Source organism: Tabrizicola sp., assembly GCF_016792905.1.
Classification (GTDB): domain Bacteria; phylum Pseudomonadota; class Alphaproteobacteria; order Rhodobacterales; family Rhodobacteraceae; genus Tabrizicola.
Genome location: NZ_JAEULP010000003.1, coordinates 21,325 through 37,915, shown reverse-complemented (window position 1 = coordinate 37,915; position 16,591 = coordinate 21,325). Strand labels below are relative to the sequence as shown.

Annotated in this window: 16 protein-coding genes; 5 read left to right on the top strand and 11 right to left on the bottom strand. The window is 66.4% G+C overall.

Going from position 1 to position 16,591, the window contains the following annotated elements; all coding sequences use genetic code 11:
* Positions 1-123 precede the first annotated feature (123 nt).
* A complete protein-coding gene (locus tag JNL31_RS00805; RefSeq protein ID WP_294968626.1) occupies positions 124-630 on the top strand; it encodes a CAP domain-containing protein in 507 nt (168 codons plus the stop codon).
* A gap of 53 nt (positions 631-683) precedes the next feature.
* On the opposite strand, the gene JNL31_RS00800 is transcribed toward JNL31_RS00805, so the two are convergent.
* From JNL31_RS00800 to JNL31_RS00765, 8 genes are all read right to left on the bottom strand, one after another.
* Entirely contained in the window at positions 684-1,175 is a 492-nt protein-coding gene (locus tag JNL31_RS00800) for a L,D-transpeptidase family protein (RefSeq protein ID WP_294968580.1), read from the bottom strand.
* 99 nt (positions 1,176-1,274) lie between these two features.
* A complete protein-coding gene (locus tag JNL31_RS00795) occupies positions 1,275-2,501 on the bottom strand; it encodes a class I SAM-dependent RNA methyltransferase (protein WP_294968577.1) in 1,227 nt (408 codons plus the stop codon).
* Positions 2,498-4,351, bottom strand: a complete 1,854-nt coding sequence (locus tag JNL31_RS00790; RefSeq protein WP_294968574.1) for an ABC transporter ATP-binding protein — start codon at positions 4,349-4,351, stop codon at positions 2,498-2,500. Before JNL31_RS00790 ends, JNL31_RS00795 begins: the two co-directional genes overlap by 4 nt.
* A gap of 67 nt (positions 4,352-4,418) precedes the next feature.
* Positions 4,419-4,910, bottom strand: coding sequence for a hypothetical protein (locus JNL31_RS00785; RefSeq protein WP_294968573.1), 492 nt, complete (start codon positions 4,908-4,910; stop codon positions 4,419-4,421).
* The gene (locus JNL31_RS00780; RefSeq protein ID WP_294968570.1) at positions 4,911-6,758 is read right to left on the bottom strand and encodes an ABC transporter ATP-binding protein; all 1,848 of its coding nucleotides are present in this window, start codon (positions 6,756-6,758) and stop codon (positions 4,911-4,913) included.
* A 160-nt stretch (positions 6,759-6,918) separates the two neighbouring features.
* Positions 6,919-8,061: a CCA tRNA nucleotidyltransferase gene (locus JNL31_RS00775; protein WP_294968567.1), complete on the bottom strand. Its 1,143-nt coding sequence runs from the start codon at positions 8,059-8,061 to the stop codon at positions 6,919-6,921.
* Positions 8,058-8,657: a CoA pyrophosphatase gene (locus tag JNL31_RS00770; protein WP_294968564.1), complete on the bottom strand. Its 600-nt coding sequence runs from the start codon at positions 8,655-8,657 to the stop codon at positions 8,058-8,060. The genes JNL31_RS00775 and JNL31_RS00770 overlap by 4 nt, the downstream gene beginning before the upstream one ends.
* On the bottom strand, positions 8,654-9,655 hold the full coding sequence (locus tag JNL31_RS00765) for an Hsp33 family molecular chaperone HslO (RefSeq protein ID WP_294968561.1): 1,002 nt from the start codon (positions 9,653-9,655) through the stop codon (positions 8,654-8,656). Before JNL31_RS00765 ends, JNL31_RS00770 begins: the two co-directional genes overlap by 4 nt.
* Positions 9,656-9,734: 79 nt before the next feature.
* Here JNL31_RS00765 and JNL31_RS00760 point away from each other — a divergent pair, with 79 nt between their 5' ends.
* Positions 9,735-10,172, top strand: a complete 438-nt coding sequence (locus JNL31_RS00760; protein WP_294968558.1) for an NUDIX hydrolase — start codon at positions 9,735-9,737, stop codon at positions 10,170-10,172.
* On the opposite strand, the gene JNL31_RS00755 is transcribed toward JNL31_RS00760, so the two are convergent.
* Entirely contained in the window at positions 10,098-11,426 is a 1,329-nt protein-coding gene (locus JNL31_RS00755; RefSeq protein WP_366928905.1) for a SpoIIE family protein phosphatase, read from the bottom strand. The two genes, JNL31_RS00760 and JNL31_RS00755, sit on opposite strands and share 75 nt — an antisense overlap.
* A gap of 149 nt (positions 11,427-11,575) precedes the next feature.
* Here JNL31_RS00755 and JNL31_RS00750 point away from each other — a divergent pair, with 149 nt between their 5' ends.
* The gene (locus tag JNL31_RS00750) at positions 11,576-11,914 is read left to right on the top strand and encodes an Hpt domain-containing protein (protein ID WP_294968555.1); all 339 of its coding nucleotides are present in this window, start codon (positions 11,576-11,578) and stop codon (positions 11,912-11,914) included.
* Here the strand turns inward: JNL31_RS00750 and ilvA are convergent.
* The gene (gene ilvA / locus JNL31_RS00745) at positions 11,911-13,149 is read right to left on the bottom strand and encodes a threonine ammonia-lyase IlvA (RefSeq protein ID WP_294968552.1); all 1,239 of its coding nucleotides are present in this window, start codon (positions 13,147-13,149) and stop codon (positions 11,911-11,913) included. The genes JNL31_RS00750 and ilvA overlap by 4 nt on opposite strands.
* A gap of 124 nt (positions 13,150-13,273) precedes the next feature.
* On the opposite strand from ilvA, the gene JNL31_RS00740 reads away from it, so the two are divergent.
* Positions 13,274-14,188: a hypothetical protein gene (locus tag JNL31_RS00740; protein WP_294968549.1), complete on the top strand. Its 915-nt coding sequence runs from the start codon at positions 13,274-13,276 to the stop codon at positions 14,186-14,188.
* A gap of 158 nt (positions 14,189-14,346) precedes the next feature.
* Positions 14,347-15,573: an argininosuccinate synthase gene (locus tag JNL31_RS00735; RefSeq protein ID WP_294968546.1), complete on the top strand. Its 1,227-nt coding sequence runs from the start codon at positions 14,347-14,349 to the stop codon at positions 15,571-15,573.
* A gap of 69 nt (positions 15,574-15,642) precedes the next feature.
* On the opposite strand, the gene JNL31_RS00730 is transcribed toward JNL31_RS00735, so the two are convergent.
* On the bottom strand, positions 15,643-16,575 hold the full coding sequence (locus JNL31_RS00730; protein ID WP_294968543.1) for a hypothetical protein: 933 nt from the start codon (positions 16,573-16,575) through the stop codon (positions 15,643-15,645).
* Between the last annotated feature and the right edge of the window lie 16 nt (positions 16,576-16,591).

Here is a 16,591-nt window from a genome sequence, read left to right as displayed (position 1 = left end):
GTCCCCGAGGCGGCACGGCATGTCGGCATCCGCTCATGAGCAGAAGCCTGTTTGAACCTCCCGCAAGCTTCCGCTAAGAGGGGCCGAATGGCCGCTTCGGGCGGCATCGAACTGGTGGACGGAATGGATAGACGCATCTTCCTGGCACAGGGCATGGTCCTGGCCCTTGCAGCCTGTGGCACGACGAGCGAGCCGCAGGTCGGCGCGGACGGCAAGCCCCTGCCCCGGGTCTACAAGATCAAGGATGGGCGCGAGGTGTCGTTCCGCTTCCTTGACTCGATGAACACGCTGCGGTCGGCCAAGGGCCTGCCCCAGGTGGCCTTCGATGCGAACCTGAACGCCGCGGCAGAAACCCATTCGCGCGACATGTCGGTGCAGAACCGGCCCTGGCACTTCGGCTCGGACGGGTCTTCGCCGCTGGTGCGGGCGCAGCGCAGCGGGTTCACCGGACGGCTTCTGGGCGAGAACATCTCGGAGACCTATGAGACCGAGCTGGAGACCCTGTCATCGTGGATGGCGCAGGGCGATACCCGCGACGTGATCATGGACCCGCTGGCGACCCGTCTGGGCTTTGCCTGGTTCCAGGAGCCGGGTGGCAAGATCTGGTGGACGATGCTGACCGGGGCCTGATCGCGCCCGGCCAGAGGAAACGGGGGCCTTCGGGCCCCTTTTTCATGTCCAGGTCAGGGCAGGATGAAGACCGGGGTGCCGGGTTTCACCATGGAATAGACGATCTCGATTTCCTTGTCGGTCAAGGCGACGCAGCCCCAGGTCCAGTCGCGTTTCGAGACGCGGGTGTTCGGGCCGCCATGGATGAAGATGTCGCCGCCGGGGGATTTGTCCTGGGATTCGGCAAAGGCGATGTCGGCCTCGTTCGGGTAGGAGATGCCGAGCGAGAGGTGATACTGCGAATCCGGGTTCTTGTAGCTGATGAAATACTGGCCTTCGGGGGTCTTTCCGTCGCCCTCGAACTGCTTGTGACCGACGGGGGCGAAGCCGAGGCCGATGTCATAGGCCTTCAGCACCTTTTCGTTGTGGAAGAGATACATCTTGCGGTCGGCCTTGTGGACCTGGACCTGGGTGACTTCCGGTCCGTAATACCTCTTGAACTTCGAGCCGCAGCCCGAAAGACCGATCACGGCGACGAGGATCGCCAACCACCCGAAAAACCGCATGCCCTTGTCCGCCTGTAGTGCGCCTGTTTTTTCCCAATGGATACAGGAAAGTGGCCGGCTTGCCTAGTCGGCTGGCGGGGCCAGGGGATCACGGAAATGTCAGGGGCGGCTGAGGCGGGCGACAAGCTCGACATGGCTGGACCAGCGGAACTGGTCGACGACCCGGACCCAGTCGAGGCGGTAGCCCTTGTCCGTGAAGGCCCTGGCATCGCGGGCGAAGGTGACGGGGTTGCAGGAGACGGCGGCGATCACCGGGATTTTCGACTGCGCAAGGCGGTCGGTCTGCGCTTCCGCTCCGGCGCGCGGGGGGTCGATGACGGCGCCGGTGAAGGTGAGCAGTTCGTCAGGTTCCAGCGGGCGACGGAAGAGGTCGCGGGTTTCGGTGGAGACGCGGTGGAGGTTCGGGGTGTTGCGGGCGGCGAGGTCGAGGGCCTTGGTCATGGCAGGGTCGCCTTCGAGGGCGTGGACTTCCATGGTTTCGGCGAGGGGGAGGGTGAAGGTGCCGATGCCGGAGAAGAGATCGACAATCCGCTTCTGCGGGCCGAGGGCTTCACGGACGGCATGGAGGAGGGCGGCTTCGCCTTCTTGCGTCGCCTGCAGGAAGGACCCGGCGGGTGGGACGACGGTGGCGGGGCCCATGGTGAGGGCGGGGCGGTCGCGCAGGGCGACGGTCTCGCCGTCCCAGGTGAGGCGGGAGAAGGCGTGTGTCTCGACGAGGCGGGCGAGGTCGAGGCGGAGGGCGGCGTCGAGGGGTTTGCCGCCTGTCACTACAACATCTGGCCCGCCGCGGGTGAGCGTCACCTGCAGGGAGAGTTCGGTCGTGCGCGATCCACCGGCTGCGACGAGGGCTTGCAGGCCGGGGAAGGCGGCGAGGAGGGCGGGGTGGAGGAGCTGGCAATCGGGGATTTCGACGATCGTGTCCGAGGCGCGGGCGTGGAAGCCCATCAGGACGCCGGACTTGGTGCGGCGGGCCGACAGCGTGGCACGGCGGCGGGAACGTGCGGGCGAGGCGGCGAGCGGCAGGAAGGGCGCGGTCAGGCCTTGGGCGGCCAAGGCGGTGGCGACGACGTCCTGCTTCCACCGGGCCACGAAGCTGTCGGAGGCGTGTTGCAGCTGGCAGCCGCCGCAGGTGCGGGCGTGGCGGCAAGGGGGTTTGACGCGGTCGACCGAGGGGGTGACGATCTTGGGGTCCAGCAAGCGGTCGCCGTCTTGGGTGCCTTCGATCACCTCTCCCGGCAGGGTGCCGGGGACATAGATCGGGCCCGAGTCCGGCGCGCGGGCAATACCGTGGCCCAGATGGCCCAGCCGGTCGATGGTGACGATCACTCTGCCGCTTCCGCTTCGTCTTCGGTGCCGATGAAGCCGCCAGACTGCCGGTTCCAGTAGCGGGCGTATAGGCCGCCAAGGTCCAGAAGCTCGGCGTGGCTGCCTTGTTCGACGATCCGGCCCCGGTCCATCACGATGATCCGGTCCATCGCGGCGATGGTCGACAGGCGGTGCGCGATGGCGAGCACGGTCTTGCCTTCCATCACGCGTCCCAGCGCCGCCTGAATGCTGGCCTCGACCTCGCTATCAAGCGCGGACGTCGCCTCGTCCAGCACCAGGATCGGCGCGTCCTTCAGGAAGGCGCGGGCAAGGGCGATGCGCTGGCGCTGGCCGCCGGACAGCTTCACCCCGCGTTCGCCGAGGAAGGCGTCGTAACCCTTGCGGCCCTGATGGTCGAGCATGTGGGCGATGAACTCGTCCGCCTCGGCGGCGCGGGCGGCGGCGATGATCTCGGACTCGGAGGCTTCGGGTCTGCCGTAGGCGATATTATCGCGCGCGCTGCGATTGAACATCGCGGTTTCCTGCGTGACCATTCCGATCTGCCGACGCAGCGATTCCTGCGTGACCTTGCGCAGGTCATGGCCGTCGACGGTGATGTGACCCTCTTCCGGGTCGTAGAGGCGCAAGAGAAGCGAGACGAGCGAGGACTTGCCCGCGCCGGATGCCCCGACGATGGCCAGCTTTTCCCCAGCCCGGATCGTCAGGTCGATGCCCTGCACCCCGCCACGCTGGCGGCCATAGGCGAAGGTGACATCGTCATAGCGGATTTCGCCCTTCACCCGCGGCAGGGCGACGGCATCGGGGGCGTCGGTCAGGGTATGGGGGGCAGAAAGCGTGCGCATCCCGTCCTCGACCTCGCCCACAGAGGTATAGATCGACATCAGGGTAAAGCTGACCCAGCCCGACATCTGCGCGATCCGAAGCGCGATGGCACCCGAGGCGGCGATGTCCCCGGCGGTGGCGGCGCCCTGTTGCCACAGAAGGACGGTGCCACCGATGAGCAGGACCGGCAGCACGCCCGCCAGCAGCATCAGCGCGAAGCGGAACCAGGTGGAGATGACGCCAAACTCCAGCGACCGGTCGCGGAACACCTCCATCGCGTCGATGGCGACGCGGTCTTCGAAGGCGGCATGGGCGAAGAGCTTCACCGTCTTGATGTTGGTGATGGTGTCCACGACCTGGCCCGAGACCATCGCGCGCGACGAGGCGCGGGCGGCGGAGTTCTTGCGGATCACCGGCAGGAAGAAGCGGATCAGGAACAGGTAGGCGACCAGCCAGATCATCAGCGCAATCGCCGCCTTGGCATCGACCGCCAGCAGGAAGGCGACCGAGCCGATGACCGAAGCCAGCGCGAAACAGACGGTGTTGATGACCTCGGTCGCGACATCGGTGACAGCACGGGCGGCCTGCATCTGCTTTTGCGCGATGCGACCGGCAAAGTCGTTGTCGAAGAAGGTGACGGCCTGCCCCAGCGTCCAGCGGTGCAGCCGCGACAGGACCAGCGGCATCACGTTCGGGCCGATGATGATGCTGTTCGAGGCCGAGGAGACGGCAAAGGCCAAGGGGCGCAGGATCAGGTAGAAGCCCAGGAACCAGACGACGAGCGACCAGTGCTGGGTGAAGAAGTCAGTCGGGCTGGAACTGACGGCGGCGTCGATCACCCAGCCGAGGATCAGGGCCGAGACGACCTCGGTCACGCCGGCCAGCGAGGACAGCACCCCGGCGATGACCAGCATCGGCCAGGAGCCCGACAGGCACCAGCGGATGAAGGCCCCCAGCTTCTGTGGCGGGTTCCCGTCGGCAGGGCGGAAGGCATCAATGAGGGAGCCGAGGTTCAGAAGCGCGCTCATGAGGGACAGGTAGGCCGGTATGCGGGGGGAAGCAAGGACCAAGCCGCGAGTCGCGCCTGGGTTCCCGTCACGAGGGAGTGTGTTGCCCGCTGGTCCGGGCCAGCCAGTCATTGATGGCCCGCGCCATTTCGGCGGGTTCGCTGCCCGCTTGCCAGCTTTCGCTGAACGGCAGACCGGGCCCCTTGTCGAGGTGGATCACCAGGCGGTGCAGCCGCGGTTTCCACATCCAGTCCAGCTTTGACTGCGTTCCGGCGCGGGCGATGCGCGCAAGCGGGTAGCGTCGCAGCCTGCGGCCACGGAAGTTGCGGCGGGTGAGCGTGGCTTCGCCCGCCGTTCGATCAAGCGCCAGGCGGCAGTGTTCCGCAACGGTCGAGAGGGCGGCAAGGGCCGAGCCGCCGCCAAGGAGGATCAGGCCAAGGCCGGGCGCCCAGCCACCCCGTGCGAGAGCCAGGCCGCCCAGGGCCAGCATGGCCAGCAGGAAGGCCAGAACGCCAAACACGGCCCGCCACGGCAGATGGTCGATCACCAGAAGGTCGGGCCGGTCTGTGACCTTGCGCATCTACTCTGCCGCTTCCTCCTCCAGCCCGATGAAGCCGCCGGACTGCCGGGCCCAGAAGCGGGCATAAAGGCCGTTGCGGCGGAGGAGTTCGGCATGGGGGCCGTCCTCGACCACCTGGCCGTCTTCCAGCACGACGATCCGGTCCATCGCGGCGATGGTGGACAGGCGGTGGGCGATGGCGATCACCGTCTTGCCCTCCATCACGCCATAAAGCGCGCCCTGGATGGCGGCTTCGGCCTCGGAGTCCAGGGCCGAGGTCGCCTCGTCCAGGATCAGGATCGGGGCGTCCTTCAGGATCACGCGGGCGATGGCGACGCGCTGGCGCTGGCCGCCGGAAAGCTTCACGCCGCGCTCGCCGACATGGGCGTCATAGCCGGTGCGGCCTTGCGGGTCCTCCAGCGTCAGAATGAAATCATGCGCCTCGGCCTTCCTGGCGGCGGCGATCATCATCGCCTCGGTCGCGTCGGGGCGGCCGTAGAGAATGTTGTCGCGGACCGAGCGGTGCAGGAGCGAGCTGTCCTGCTGCACCATGCCGATCTTCTGGCGGAGGCTGTCCTGCGTCACCTCGGCGATGTTCTGCCCGTCGATCAGGATCGCGCCGGATTCGGTGTCGTAGAAGCGCAGCATCAGTTTGACCAGCGTGGATTTCCCCGCGCCGGAGCGACCGACGACGCCGATCTTCTCGCCCGGTCGAATGGTCAGCGACACGTCCTGCAAGCCGCCGAACCCGCGTCCGTAGTGGTGGCTGATGCTTTTCAGTTCGATCAGGCCGTGCCGGAAGTTCAGCGGCTTGGCATCGGGCTTGTCGACCAGGGTCACGGGCTGGGCGATGGTCTCCATCCCCTCGGCCAGCGTGCCGAGGTTCTGCACCAGCTGGGTCGAGGCCCACATGATCCAGTACGTCATCGAGTTGATGCGAAGGACCAGAGCCACGGCGGCGGCCACTGCGCCGACCGAGGCGGTGCCGTTCACCCAGAGCCACATGGCAAGGCCGGAGACGCCGAGGATCATCAGCCCGTTCAGGAAGGTCAGCGCAATGTCCATCTTGGTGACGATGCGCATTTCCTTCTGGAAGGTCTTGCGCGCCGTCTCGATGGCGTCCTTGGCATAGTTCAGCTCGTTGCCCTGATGGGCGAAAAGCTTGACGGAATGGATGTTGGTGTAGCTGTCCACCACCCGGCCGGTGACGGCGCTGCGCGCTTCGCTGGAGGCCGTGGCGGCGGGACCGGCGCGGCGGATCGTCCAGCGCATCAGGGCGAGGTAGCCGATGAGCCAGAGGATCAGCGGGATCATCAGGCGCGGGTCGGCGTCGGCGAGCATGAGGAGCGCGCCGACGAAGGTGGTGCAGGCGAAGGCAGCCATGTCGAAGACCTGGAACACCGCGTCCCCTGCCGCCGGAGGGGCCTGCATGATCCGGTTGGCGATGCGGCCGGCGAAGTCGCTTTCGAACCAGCCGACGGGCTGGCGCAGGACATGGCGGTGCGCCCGCCACCGCATCATGGTGCCGAAGTTCGTCAGGATGGAGTTGTGCAAGAGGCCGACCGATCCCCCGGCAACCACCGGGCGGATGAAGACGATGACCACGGCGACCAGCAGGATCTCGGCCCAGTGCGCGGCCATGAAGGCCTGCGGGGTCTGGCCGGTCATCAGGTCGACGAGGCGGCCGAGATACCAGATCAGGCCAATGTCGAGGACGCCGTTGCCGATCGAGAAGACGGCCGTGACCGCAAACACCTTGCGGAAGGCGCGGACGTAGTCCTTCAGGAACGGCCAGAGCCGGGTGGGCGGGGCGTCCTGTTCAGCATAGGGCTGATAGGGATCGACGAGATTTTCGAGGAAGCGGAACATGGGGAGAAACCCTGGAAGGTAGCAGCGATGGGGGGCGGCGGGGCTGGAGTGCGACCGCCACGACGGGACCGGTCAACTCAGGCGAGTCGAAACGAAATCCCGTGTTCCATGCTGGTCTCCTTCTTGGCTGCGTCTTCCGTAGCCGAGTTGCGTCGGATTGTCACGCCCCTTTCAGCAGGTCGGCCCGGCTGAGGGTGAGATCGGAGGCAAGCCAGCGGGCCTCCAGTGCCTTGAGATGCCTGCCCAGCGCCTCTCCTGTCCGAGCCGGCATCAGGTCGGCGGCGATGACGGGGAAGCGGGCCTGCGCGCCGCGCCGGACCTCGGTCTGCCAGCCGGAGGGGAGCGCCGTTTCCAGAACCACAGCGCGGGCGAGGAGGGCGTCGGTGGCGAGCGGCTCGCCCAGGCGCCAGCCCAGAACGGCGGGAGACTCTACGCTGCCGATCGCATCGCGCAGGGCGGCCAGGTCGCGTCCCTCGGACCTGGAGAGGCGAAGGTCATCCGTCGCGCCGCCAAGAACGGCCAGACGGCGGAGCCAGCGCGGGGGCTCGGCGGCGTCCAGGTGCACCAGCGGGGCGAGCCCGCGCGGGTCGGCGCCGGGAAGGACATGGGCAAGGACGCCGGATTGCGCCATGGCGGCAACCGCAGGTGCGGGGTCGCGGGCGGCAAGAAGCTTTTTCAGCTCGGCATATATACGCTCTCTGGAAATAGTCTCTAATCCGGCAGAAAGGGCGGCACAGGCCGCGAGGCTTTCGGCATCAAGACCGCCGTCCGGGTCGCCATAGGCGGCATGGAAGCGAAAGAAGCGGAGGATGCGGAGGTAATCCTCGCGGATGCGGGTTTCAGGGTCGCCCACAAAGCGGACACGGCGGGCGCGAAGATCGGGCAGGCCGTCCAGCGGGTCGATCACCCTGCCATGGCGGTCGGCGTAAAGCGCGTTCATCGTGAAGTCCCGCCGTTCGGCGTCTTCCTCGATCCGGTCGGAGTAGGCCACGACAGCGCGACGGCCATCGGTTTCGACATCACGACGGAAGGTGGTGACTTCGTGGGGCCGCCCCCCGGCGATCACGGTCACGGTGCCGTGGTCAATGCCGGTCGGGACAACCTTGAAACCGGCGTCCCTGGCCATGTCAGAGACGGTTTCGGGGGCGGCATCGGTGGCAATGTCGATGTCGCCCACCGGCTCGGCCAGCAGGGCGTTGCGGACGCAGCCGCCAACGAACAGCGCCCGGTGGCCCCGTTCTTCAAGAAGCCTGCACAGGGCCTGCGTGCCCGGATGATCCAGCCAGTCGCCCTGAATCCTCATGGTGCCACCCGTTCGGCGAGGCCCCGCAGGATGCGCGCGGTGGCCCCCCAGATGTAATAGGGGCCATAGGGCGCGGCGTAATACCGGCGCCGGACCCCCATCCACTGCCGACCCTCGATCACGAAGCGGGCCGGGCTGAGGGCATACCGGAGCGGGACCGTGAACACCTCATCCACCTCTCCGACCTCGGGCACGGGATCGAAAGCGCTGTCGATCACGCCGACAAAGGGCGTGACGGCAAAGCCGGTGACGGTTTCATGCACGGGAAGGCTGCCAAGGATGCGGACACGGGCCGGGTCGAGCCCGATTTCCTCCTGCGTTTCGCGCAAGGCGGCTGCCTCGGCGCTGGCGTCGGTGGCATCCACCTTGCCGCCGGGAAAGGCGATCTGGCCGGGGTGGTGCTTCAGATGCGAGGCGCGCTTGGTCAGGATCAGGCCCGCGCCTTCCGGGCGCAGCCAGACCGGAACCAGCACCGCTGCCGGACGCAGTGGCTTGTCGGATGGCGGACGGATACCGGGGTTCAGGTCGAAGTCCGAGGACGGCCCGGCCGGGTTGGCAAGCGCGTCGCGCAGCCACACCTCGACCGGATCGGTCATTTCCCGGCCAGGCCTTTTGCGACGGTGCCCTCGAACCCCAGGGTCTTCGGGTCCAGCTCGTAATGCGCGCCGCAGAACTGGCAATCGGCCGTGACCACCCCGGCGTCGTTGGTCATCTTCGAAATGTCCTTCTGACTGTAGATCGACATCGTGCTGCGCACCTTGTCGGCCGAGCAGGAACAGCCGAACCGCACCGGCTGGGCGTCGAAGACGCGGGGGCTTTCCTCGTGGAAGAGTCGGATCAGGAGATCGGTCGGAGCGAGCGAGGGGCCGATCATCTCCAGCTCCTCAACCGTGTCGAGGAGGACATTCGCGCGGTTCCAATCCTCGGATTCGGCGCCGCCAAGGATGTCGGCATGGGTCAGAAGCCCGCCTTCGCCGCTCCCAGCCTCAGCCGCGACACCACCAACGGCGGGCATGTGCTGAAGCATCACCCCACCGGCGCGCCAGTGCAGCGGACGGCCGGGCTCGACGCTTTCGCCGAAGGCCAGCGCAAAGCGGGAGGGAATCTGTTCGGACTGGGCAAAATAGGTCTCGGCGCAGGCCGCGAGACTGCCGCCGGCGATGGGCGTGAAGCCCTGGTAAGGCACGGTGCCTTCACCCTGGTCGATCATCACGGCAAAATAGCCCTCGCCAATCTGGCTGAACGGGCTTGCCGAGGGATCAAGACGGTCGGCGTCATAGCTGGCATAGGCACGGATGCGAGCGGGTTCACCATCTTTGCTGGGGCCGTAATAGTCGGTGGCGATCAGCCGGGCAGGACCATTGCCGCGCACTTGCAGCGACAGTTTCCAGCGCAGCTTGATGGCCTGACCGATCAGCGCGGTCAGCACGGTGGTCTCGGCGACGAGCGCCTCGATCACCGAAGGATAGGCATGCTGTTCAAGGATCTGGTCCAGAACACCGTCAAGCCGCGCGACGCGGCCGCGGATGCCCGAGGCATCAAGCTGGAATGGCAGGACGGTATCGTCCCAGGCGATTTGCGAACCGGTGGTCATTCGGGGATTTCCTGATACTGCCAGACTTGGCATACCGCGCCTATATAGGCAGAGCAACGCCTGGTCCAAGGGGGTGCGGATGATCCGACGCTATGGCGAGCCGGTCAAGGCGGGGCAGCGCTATACCCGGCGACCGGGGGTCTATGCGATCCTTCTGGACGGGGATCATATCCTTGCGACGCATCAGGCCGAGCCTGTCCCCGAGTTCCAGTTGCCGGGGGGCGGGATCGACCCGGGCGAGCAGCCCATTCCGGCGCTGCACCGGGAAGTGTTCGAGGAAACCGGCTGGAAGATTGCGGTCAGGCGGCAGTTGGGGGCGTTCCGGCGGTTCACCTACATGCCGGAGTATGACCTGTGGGCCGAAAAGTTGTGCACAGTCTACCTCGCGCGGCCGGTGCGTCGGCACGGCCCGCCGTCCGAGACCGGGCACACGGCGGTCTGGCTACCCGTCACCGACGCGCTGACCCGGCTGGGAAATGCCGGGGACCGGGCAATGCTGGCCCGATACCTCGGGTAAGAGGTCCAGCACGATCCCCGAGACGTCATCGGGGAACGAATCGGTTCCGGCGGCGCGGGTCAGGTCCCAGACCATTGCCTCCAGCAGGTCGGAGCCGGAAAGATGGGACGAGGCGCGCAGGCTTTCGATCAAACCGTCCTCGCCGAAATCCTGGCCATTCGGCAGCGGGCATTCGGTGAAGCCATCCGAGCAAAGAATGAGCCGGTCGCCCGGGGCAAGCTGCAACCGGACCTGGTCGAACCGGGCTTCAGAGACCAGACCGACGGGAAGCCCGCCGTCGCCCAGTTTCTGCACCTCACCCGTGCGGCGGACGAGCAGCGGATGCGGATGGCCGGCCTGCACCAGATCCAGCGTGCCGCTCTGCCGGTCGATGACGGCAAGCGCCATGGTAAAGTATTGTTCGGCCTGGATTTCCTCCAGCATCAGGCGGTTGAAACGGTCGACCACGGCAGCGGGGGGCAGAAGGACATGATCACCGTTCGGCCCGGTCTGGAAGGCAAGGTTTTGTTCCGGCGAGGAGCCGGTAAGAAACCCCGCCAAGCGCGCCGTCATCATCGCCGAGGCGACGCCATGGCCGGACACGTCGATCGAATACACGACCACCCGGTCGTCATCGACGCGAAAACTCCCGACAAGGTCGCCCCCGACGCGGCCGGAATTGCGCAGGATCAGCGAGACCCGCGCCCAGCCATAGTCGCGCACGCGGTCGCGGATCAGCGTCTGTTGCAGCTTCCGCGCCTCGATCAGGTCGCGGTCGAGCGAATCATAGAGCTTCTGCAATTCGACCAGGGTCGAGGCGATCACCCGGTTCTTGGCCAGAAGCTCGGCCTGCGTGGCGAGCATCCGTTCCCCCGCGCGCAGCCGGGCGCGAAGTTCATTGCTGGCTACGGGCTTGGTCAGGAAGTCATCCGCCCCGGCCTCCAGCCCGTCGGCGATTTCGGTCTTTTCGGACTTGGAGGTGAGGAGGACGAAGTAGCCATAGCTTTCACGGTCCAAAGCACGGAATTCCTTGCAGAATTCCAGGCCGGTCATGCCGGGCATCATCCAGTCGCTGATGATGATGTCGATGTCGGACGCCCGGCACATGTCCAGCCCGGCGAGGGCAGATTCGCATTCGGTGACGCGGTAGCCCCAGCGGCGGAGCTGCATGGACACCATGTGCCGTTGTGCGCGGCTGTCGTCGACGACCAGCACATGACGCGGCAGCGCAACTGGCTGCATTCCCTCTTCCATCCGCAAGATACTGGCCAGCACGACACGACCTCCGTTGCAGCCAAGCTCTGCGCGAGGTCTTAACGGGTGGTGAAAGCTAAAATGCCTGACGCTTGCCGGACGGGCGGCCATGAATTGTTAACGGCGATGGCGGCAGACTGCGGCCTTGGGGGACGAAACGGGTGTGTGCCATGATCGACTGGAAACGGGTTGCGGAACTGAAGGAGGAGATCGGCGCTGACGGCTTTGTCGAGGTAGCCGACATGTTCCTGGACGAAGCCGAAGGTGCGGTGCAGGCGCTGGTTGCGGGCCTGCCCGCCGAGGAGGTGGAGGGCCAGCTGCATTTCCTGAAAGGCAGCGCGCTGAACCTCGGCCTGTCGGACCTTGCCGCCATCTGCCAGGAGGGTGAGCGCAAGGCCGCTGCCGGGCAGGGCGCAGCGGTGGACGCGGCACAGGTCGCGGCGATCTACCGGGCCTCGCGCGCAAGCCTCTTGGGCGGGCTGTCGCCGGATCAGGCGGGCGCGGCCTAGATCAGGAACTCGGACAGGGCCTCATCACTGGTGATGTCGCGGAAGGCGAGGCCCGCTGCATCCATCCTCTCGGTGAACCGGGCGAAACCGTCGGCCGACCTGGTTTCGATCCCGATCAGGACCGACCCGAAGTTGCGCGCGGATTTCTTCAGATATTCGAACCGGGTGATGTCGTCGTCCGGACCGAGGAGGTTCAGGAATTCGCGCAGGGCGCCGGGGCGCTGCGGCATGCGGAGGATGAAGTATTTCTTCAGCCCGGCGAACCGCTGGGCGCGTTCCTTGACCTCGGGCAGGCGCTCGAAGTCGAAGTTGCCGCCGGAGGTGATGCAGACCACGGTCTTGCCGCGAATCTCTTCGGCCAGTTCGGGCAGGACATCGACCGAAAGCGCCCCGGCAGGTTCCAGCACGATGCCTTCGTGGTTCAGCATCTCGAGCATTGTCACGCAGATGCGGTCCTCGGGGGCGAGGAGGACATCCCTTCGGTCGACCCACGACAGCATGCGGAAGGTGTTGTCCCCGACCCGTGCCACCGCCGCACCGTCGACGAAGCTGTTGATCTTTGGCAGTTTCGTCGGCGCGCCCTCCAACAGCGCTGCACTCAGGCTGGCCCCGCCCAGGGGCTCCACGAAGCGGAAGGCCGTGCCCGGCGCTACCTCGCGCAGATAGCCGGTGACGCCGGACGCCAACCCGCCGCCCCCGACCGGAAGGATGACAAGGTCGGGCGCGCTGCCAAGCTGTTCCAGAAGCTCTACCGCCACCGAAGCCTGACCCTCGATCACGTCGGGATCGTCGAATGGCGACAGGAAATGCGCCTGGGCGGCGGCGCACCAGGCCTGTGCCGCCGCAAGGGTCTGGTCGAAATAGTCGCCGGTCAGCTCGATGCGCACATTGTCGCCGCCGAAAACGCGGGTCTTGTCGATCTTCTGCTGCGGCGTGGTCACCGGCATGAAGATCACCCCCTCGACCCCGAAATGGCGGCAGGCGAATGCCACCCCCTGCGCATGGTTTCCGGCACTGGCGCAAACGAACCGGCGCTGGTCGGGCTGCCGCGCCCGAACCTTGCGCATCGCGTTGAACGCCCCGCGCAGCTTGTAGCTGCGGACGGGGGTCAGATCCTCGCGCTTGAGCCAGATGTCGGCGTCATACCGGGCTGACAGAAAGTCGTTCCGCTGAAGCGGAGTCGCGGGAAACAGCTCGCGGAGCGCCTCGGTCGTGGCCCGCGCTGGCAGAGTCATGCCGGTATGCAACGTCGTATACCCTCGGTTTATGGCCGGTTTGTTGGCTTCACCACATTTGTGCCATTAAATCCCGCTGGAGTCGGCAAAGCACAGCCAAGCCATACGCGAAGGAGACAAGACTATGAACCTCAAACCTGTGGCCCTTGCCGTTGCGGTTTCCGCGCTGACCCTCGCACCGGTCCTGCCGATCTTCGGTCCGGGCAACGCCGGCGCCGCCTTTGCCGAAAAGGGCGGCAATGGCGGTGGCAACGGCGGCGGGAATGGTGGAGGGAAAGGGAACGGCGGAGGCAAGTCCGACGCCAAGGGCAAATCCGAAAAGGCGGCCAAGTCGAATGGTGGTGCCGCCAAGGCCAAGCCTGCCAAGGCCAAGCCTGCCAAGGCCAAGGCAATCGCCGTGGCAGAGGACGAGCTGGCCCCGGCCAAGCTGGGCAAGATGAACGGCGCGCTGCACGCCAACATCAATGCGGTTCTGGCGCATATCCGGAACGGCCAGACGACCAATGGCCCGGTCGGCCTGCTGGCCGGACTGGCCGTCGCCGATTCCGCCGCTGCGCGCGCCGCTGCCGCTGCCGACGCGCTGGGTGAGGTTGTCGCCGATTTCGATGCGCTTGATGCCGGGCTTGCGGACAGCGGCTACGCCTCGATCGCGGATTACCTGGCCGCAAAGGCCGACGGCACCGCCACGCCCGAGCAGGTCGCCGCGCTTGACCCGCTGGTTGATGCGGTCGGCGGCACGACCGAGGACGGTCTTGCGCTTGCCGAGACCCGCCCGACAGAAGAAGACATCGCCGCTGCCGAGGCTGCCGCGCTGGCGGCAGAGCAGGGCGTGGCCGATGCGGAAGCGGCGATCGGGGCGGCCTGGAACAAGCCGGGCGATCTCGGGGCGCTTCTGGCGGCGCTGCGCGAGAAGCTGGCGGCAGATCAGGATGCGATCGACGCCGCGATCCTGGCCAGTCAGGCCGGGGACGACCTGGCCGCAGCGGTGCCGGTGGACGACACGGTGTCGGATGGCGAGGCCCTCCCGTTGGTCGAGTGACCGCGCCCGTTTAAGGCTGCCAAGTGATGACCGGCCAGACACGGCCCGCCCCTGCGGCGGGCTGTGCCATATCTGCGGCGGTGGCGACCTTGCTAAGGCGGCGGTTTGGCTTTAATCGCCAGCAAAACCGCGCCAGAACTCATGGGGGAGCCGTCCCGATGCTGAAGCCCAAGAAAGTCGTCCTTGCCTATTCCGGCGGGCTGGATACCTCGATCATCCTGAAATGGTTGCAGACGGAATACGGCTGCGAAGTGGTGACCTTCACCGCCGACCTCGGCCAGGGCGAGGAGCTGGAACCGGCGCGGCAGAAGGCACTGCTGATGGGGATCAAGCCCGAGAACATCCACATCGTCGACGTGCGCGAGGAATTCGTGCGCGACTTCGTGTTCCCGATGTTCCGGGCGAATGCGCTGTACGAGGGGCTTTACCTGCTGGGGACCTCGATCGCCCGGCCGCTGATTTCGCAGCATCTGGTGCGGATCGCGCACAAGACCGGGGCCGATGCGGTGGCGCATGGGGCGACGGGCAAAGGGAATGACCAGGTGAGGTTCGAGTTGTCGGCGGCGGCGCTGGACCCGGCGATCAAGGTCATCGCGCCGTGGCGGCTGTGGGACCTGACCTCGCGCACCAAGCTTCTGGAGTTTGCCGAGGCGAACCAGATCCCGATCGCCAAGGACAAGCGGGGCGAGGCGCCGTTCTCGGTCGATGCGAACCTCTTGCATACCTCGTCGGAGGGTCGCGTGCTGGAGAACCCGGCCGAGGAATTCCCGAACTACGTCCTCCAGCGGGTGGTGCCGGTGGAGGAAGCCCCGGATCAGGCCGAGATGGTGGAGATCATCTTCGAGAAGGGCGATGCGGTGGCGATCAACGGCGAGCGGATGAGCCCGGCGACGATCCTGACGCGGCTGAACGAGCTGGGCGGCAAGCATGGCGTGGGCGTGCTGGACCTGGTGGAGAACCGCTTTGTCGGGATGAAGTCGCGGGGGGTCTACGAGACGCCCGGCGGGACGATCCTTTTGGAAGCGCACCGGGGGATCGAGCAGATCACGCTGGATGCGGGGGCGGGGCATCTGAAGGACAGCATCATGCCGCGCTATGCCGAGCTGATCTACAACGGGTTCTGGTTCTCACCCGAGCGGGAGGCGTTGCAGGCGCTGATCGACAAGACGCAGGAGCATGTGTCGGGGACGGTGCGGGTCAAGCTCTACAAGGGGCGGGCGGCGACGGTGGCACGGTGGTCGGAGGAGAGCCTCTACTCCGAGAAGCACGTCACCTTCGAGGAGGATGCCGGGGCCTACGACCAGAAGGATGCAGAGGGCTTCATCCGGCTGAACGCGCTGCGGCTTCGGCTGATCGCGAGCCGGAATGCGCGGGTGGCGAAGTAGGCTGTCCACGGTGGACAGATTTTTCGACCCAACGATATCAATGGGTTGGTCGCGGACGTTTAGCTTTTGTCAACTTTTGGCGGCGACGGTTTCCTCAGCACCGATCAGGGCCTTGGCCAGGGTAAGCGGCACGGTCAGGTCCTGCATCGCGGCGCGCACGTCGCGGAACAGCTGGGCCTCGTCCGGGAACAGCCCGCCAAGGTGGAAGAGGTTGCGCTTGTGGCTGAGTGCTACATGCATCTCGACCCCGTTCGAGGTGGCGGCGTAAAGCTCGGCGCCGGAGCCGACGTGGTTCTCGATCCGGGTCAGGATGTCGATCACGGCGGAGAGGGCCGGAGGCTCGGCCGTCTCGCTCCACGAGGTCCAGATGCCATAGCTGCGCCCGCCATTGCCGGTCACGGTGCGGAGGTGGTGGAGCCCTTCGGTGGAAAGCTCGCCACCAAAGAAGATGCCGGGCCGGGTCTTGTCTTCCAGCGCGATGAAGAAGGCGGGCATTTCCGCACGGTTCGGGAACTGGGCGACAAGACCCTTGAACAGCGTGCGGGAGTTCTTGCCGCCGGTTTCCACGTTGACTTCGGCCATCTGGATGGCATGGGCGCCAAGCGAGCCGTGCACATGGTCTTCGCCGCCACGGATGCCGCGTGTGGGCAGGAGCCGTTTCGGCAGGGCCTTGACGAATGAGGCGGCATCCTTGGAATACGCGAGGCCGATGGAGCGGGCGAGAACCGGCATGACCTGCGCTTCCTGATTGCGCACCGTCGATCTGTAGGTCCAGCCGACCACGAAGAACGCGGCAAGACCTGCAAAGAAGGCCATTTTCCAGCGGTCATCGCTGTCCATTCCCGAGTTCAGAAACAGCACGGCCGCCACGGCGGCGCCGGTGACGGCGAGAGTGATGATGGTGGTGGCCAGAAGCGCCCGGCGCCGGAGTCCGGGCATCAGCGCGCGGACGGCCAGGGCGACCTCGGTCGTCGCGTCGGGGATCGGGGCGGGTTCGGTCACGGCAGGACTCCTGTCG